Source organism: Shewanella sp. 10N.286.51.B7 (assembly GCF_002873615.1).
GTDB classification, from domain to species: Bacteria; Pseudomonadota; Gammaproteobacteria; order Enterobacterales; family Shewanellaceae; genus Shewanella; species Shewanella electrodiphila.
This window is the reverse complement of sequence record NZ_MCUF01000078.1, coordinates 1-4648: the sequence shown is the minus strand read 5'-3', so window position 1 is coordinate 4648 and position 4648 is coordinate 1. Positions and strand designations below refer to the sequence as shown.

The following is a 4648-nucleotide window of genomic DNA, read 5'->3' as shown; positions in this document are numbered from 1 at the left end:
CCAGGCGGTCGGAGGTTCGAATCCTCCCATCCGCACCATATAAAATTCATACCAAATTATGCGGATGTAGCTCAGCTGGATAGAGTACCTGGCTACGAACCAGGCGGTCGGAGGTTCGACTCCTCCCATCCGCACCATAATTCGGAGAGGTGGCCGAGTGGCCGAAGGCGCTCCCCTGCTAAGGGAGTATGGGCTTTAACTCCCATCGAGGGTTCGAATCCCTCCCTCTCCGCCATTATTTGCATATATTGAATATGCAACTAAGCTCAAATAGCATTGAGCATGCAGTAAACGTAAAAAATTAGCGGATGTAGCTCAGCTGGATAGAGTACCTGGCTACGAACCAGGCGGTCGGAGGTTCGAATCCTCCCATCCGCACCATGATAAAGAGAATGCCCTGTAGATTACTACAGGGCATTTTTTTTTACGTTTAATTTATGCTTTATGACTTGGTTGACACAGATTTATCAGTACTATCTGTTATCACTCGTTCACATTGCCATACAAGCTGTTATTAACAGATAATCACAAGATCAAAACTTTCACGTTCCACCTTTCACTTTCAAGATTCTAAAGTCCCAAAACTCCTCTTATAATTTCAATCTGTTCTAGTTAACTGAACTACATAATCAATTTTTTAAAGCCACTCTCTGAAGGATTTGTTTGATTCACTAGAATAGTTAACTGCTAACAAAGCCAATCTGGTTATAAAGTTCATAAATAGTCACCTTCTAGGGCTAAAATTGGCATATTTATGCTTTTGAGCATTCATGCACAGCATTGGGGCGATTGGTTGTTCTTATTCTTGATATCTCTTTTTATATAGAAGTGGTCATAATCTTGTCATTTTTGCGATAAAACCCTCGGAATTGAATAATGTTCAATATTACTGTGAATAATTTATAGAATTATCACATAGTGAGGTTTAATTTTATTATTTTTGGTCTGACCAATTTACAGTGCGTTGGATTAATTGTTATAAATTAGTTATATTTTTCGTCGATGAAGAATCTGATATAACTAAATTAGATAGTTTGAGCTCTTTTTTATAATCTGAAATTGGTTAATATTGATTGAATAATTATTCTATGTGGTACTTAAATGATGTGTACTGCATGAAAATGGTGCAACACTGATAGGCTATATAATTTCATCGGCTTTACGCAATCGAAATGGATCCTATGTGCAATCACTGATTGAACATTAAGACAAGAGAGGATGTATGACTTCAATATCTGAGCAGTTATTTGACGCCCTAGGCGTGATGATAATGGGGATGGGCTTAGTATTCATATTTTTGAGTATGCTAATTGTCGGTATTAAAATCGTCGCCAGATTATGCAAGTCAGAGATTCAACCTACCGTTGCCTATGCGCCAGCACCTGTCGCAGCTTCAGCAACAACACTTGATCCTAAGTTAGTAGCAGCCATTACCTCTGCTATTCATCAGTATCGTGCAAAAGATTAACAGTTTAGGAGTATTTATGAGCAAGCCTTTAGCGTTAACAGATGTAGTATTACGAGACGCCCATCAGTCTATTCTTGCAACACGCCTGCGTTTAGACGATATGTTACCTATCGCTCCTTTACTGGATAAAGTTGGTTTTTGGTCTTTAGAATCTTGGGGTGGTGCAACATTTGATTCTTGTATCCGTTATTTAGGCGAAGATCCTTGGGATCGAATTCGCGAATTGAAAAAAGTGATGCCAAATACACCACAGCAGATGCTACTGCGTGGCCAAAATTTATTAGGTTACCGTCACTATGCTGATGACGTAGTGACGCGCTTTGTTGAGCGCGCACATACAAATGGCGTTGACGTTTTCCGTGTTTTTGATGCGATGAACGATGTACGTAATCTAGAGACTGCAGTAAAAGCGGTTAAACAGGTCGGCGGTCATGCCCAAGGTACGATTTCATTTACCACTAGCCCAGTTCACACTGTTGATACTTGGGTTTCAATGGCGAAAAACCTCGAAGATTTAGGGTGTGACTCGTTATGTATTAAGGACATGGCTGGTTTACTTAAACCAATGGAAGCTTATGACCTTATTAGCCGTTTGAAATCACAAACTGATTTAACGGTATCAATGCATTGTCATGCTACAACGGGTTTAAGTACTGCAACGTACCAAAAAGCCATCGAAGCTGGTATTGATGTTCTTGATACTGCGATTTCTTCTATGAGCCAAACTTATGGTCATTCAGCAACTGAAACACTGGTGGCAATGGCAGAAGATAATGGCCGCTCAACGGGCTATGACATGGCGACCCTTGAAGAGATCGCTGCATATTTCAGAGATGTACGTAAAAAATATGCACGTTTTGAAGGTGCGCTTAAAGGCATTGATTCTCGTATCTTACGTGCACAAGTACCAGGTGGCATGTTAACTAACATGGAAAACCAGCTTAAAGAGCAGGGCGCTGCTGACAAGATGGATGAAGTATTAGAAGAAATCCCACGAGTACGTGAAGATCTTGGCTTTTTACCTCTAGTTACACCAACCTCACAAATTGTCGGCACACAGTCAGTTATTAATGTCCTGATGGGTGAACGTTATAAAACACTCGCAAAAGAAACAGAAGGCGTATTAAAAGGTGAGTACGGCGCAACACCAGCCCCTGTTAACGCTGAACTACAAGCTAGAGTACTAAATGGCGCAGAAGCGATTACATGTCGCCCTGCCGATCTCATCGAGCCTGAACTTGAAAAACTGCGTACCGAGTTAAGCGACATCGCTAAGAAAGATGGTTTTAGTTTAGCGACTGAAACTGATGACGATGTGATGACGTATGCATTATTCAACCAAATCGGCCTGCAGTTTTTATCTAACCGTGGTAATCCAGATGCATTTGAGCCAGTCCCAAGTGCTGATGATATGGCTGTTCCTGCTGCGAAAACAGAGAAAGGCCCTGAAACGTACACTGTTAATGTTCAGGGGCAAAACTTTGTCGTTGAAGTGAGTGAAGGTGGCGATATAAGCCAAATTGTTCCTGCAACCACTGAAGCGGGCTCACAAGCGCCTGCACCATTAGCGCCACATGCTCCTGTCAGCAATACAATCAAAACCACGATGAATGCGCCATTATCTGGCAATATTTTCAAAGTCTTGGTTAATGATGGCGATCAAGTCAATGAAGGTGATGTCATCATCATCCTTGAAGCAATGAAAATGGAAACAGAAGTGCGTGCAGAAACTGCGGGTATCATTCGTAATATATCAGTTAAGCAAGGTGATGCAGTTACAGTTGGTTCGCCACTGTTAGCATTAGCGTAGGAGATAGCATGGAAGGATTAATGGCCTTTTGGTCTGAGACGGGTATTGCTAACTTCGCACCTGATCAATTATTTATGATGGCAATTGGAGGCTTATTACTTTTCCTTGCCATTTCTAAAGGTTTTGAGCCGCTATTATTAGTACCGATTGGTTTTGGTGCCATTTTAGCGAATATTCCAAATGCAGGTTTTACCGACGAAGGTGGTTTGCTTTGGTATGCCTACCATGTGGGAATTGAAACGGGGATTTTCCCGCTATTGATTTTCATGGGCGTAGGTGCACTGACAGATTTTGGTGCATTGATTGCTAACCCGAAGACCTTGTTATTGGGCGCAGCTGCGCAGTTTGGCATTTTTGCTACCTTGCTAGGTGCGATTGCATTGAACCTAGTGCCAGGTTTTGAATTTTCCATGCAAGATGCGGCTGCTATTGCCATCATTGGTGGTGCAGATGGTCCGACAGCTATTTTCTTAGCCTCGAAGCTTGCTCCTGATTTATTAGGTGCGATTGCGGTTGCTGCATACTCATATATGGCTTTAGTACCATTAATTCAGCCACCGATTATGCGTCTATTAACCAGCGAATCAGAGCGTACCATTAAGATGGAACAGCTTCGTGAGGTCAGTAAGAAAGAAAAAATCATCTTCCCACTGATGGTGGTCGGTATGACAATTCTGTTCTTACCAGCAGCAACACCGCTAGTAGGTATGTTTTGTTTAGGTAACTTAATGCGTGAATGTGGCGTGGTTGATAGACTTTCAAGCACTGCGCAGAATGAGTTAATTAACGTTGTGACGATTTTCCTTGGTTTAGCAGTGGGCTCAAAACTGCAAGCTGAAGAATTCCTGCGCATCGAAACTTTAGGCATTTTAGTCTTAGGCGCTGTTGCTTTCAGTATTGGTACTGCGGCAGGTGTGATGATGGCTAAATTGATGTCTAAGTTATCTGGCGGCAAGATAAACCCATTAATTGGTGCTGCGGGCGTATCTGCGGTTCCTATGGCAGCGCGTGTTGTAAACAAGGTAGGTCTTGAGGCTAATCAGCAAAACTTCTTACTGATGCACGCTATGGGGCCTAACGTTGCTGGTGTTCTAGGTAGCGCTGTAGCTGCGGGTGTATTACTTGCAGTATTAGGCTAATCGTTATCAAATGTAGCGACAAGTAAACGCGAGTCATCGAATGAAGCCACTGACTAACAGTGGCTTTTTTATTGGCTTAAAATTGTTATTGCACTGATGCATGCCATTTAAGGTGTTAGACCATCCTATCCTGCTCAAATCTATTCCACCTAGTGTCAACAAACTAAGTCTCATTAAATCTAATCTCAACAAGCTAAGTCTCATTAAGCCTAGTCTCAACAAACTAAGTCT

Annotated in this window: 3 protein-coding genes and 3 tRNA genes; all 6 read left to right on the top strand. The window is 42.0% G+C overall.

Features of this window, described 5'->3' with window-relative positions; translation table 11 throughout:
- The first annotated feature begins 60 nt into the window (after positions 1-60).
- The 6 genes from BCU84_RS18870 (at position 61) to BCU84_RS18845 (ending at position 4417) form a co-directional block, all read left to right on the top strand.
- Positions 61-137, top strand: a tRNA-Arg gene (locus BCU84_RS18870).
- Between the two features lie 6 nt (positions 138-143).
- Positions 144-235, top strand: a tRNA-Ser gene (locus BCU84_RS18865).
- A gap of 69 nt (positions 236-304) precedes the next feature.
- Positions 305-381 (top strand) — tRNA-Arg (locus tag BCU84_RS18860).
- A gap of 841 nt (positions 382-1222) precedes the next feature.
- Complete coding sequence (locus BCU84_RS18855; RefSeq protein ID WP_102529597.1) at positions 1223-1468, top strand: OadG family transporter subunit; 246 nt, start codon at positions 1223-1225, stop codon at positions 1466-1468.
- A 16-nt stretch (positions 1469-1484) separates the two neighbouring features.
- Entirely contained in the window at positions 1485-3278 is a 1794-nt protein-coding gene (gene oadA / locus BCU84_RS18850; RefSeq protein WP_102529596.1) for a sodium-extruding oxaloacetate decarboxylase subunit alpha, read from the top strand.
- 8 nt (positions 3279-3286) lie between these two features.
- Positions 3287-4417 carry a sodium ion-translocating decarboxylase subunit beta gene (locus tag BCU84_RS18845; RefSeq protein ID WP_102529595.1) on the top strand — a complete coding sequence of 377 codons (1131 nt, stop codon included), beginning with the start codon at positions 3287-3289 and terminating at the stop codon, positions 4415-4417.
- The last annotated feature ends 231 nt before the right edge of the window (positions 4418-4648 follow it).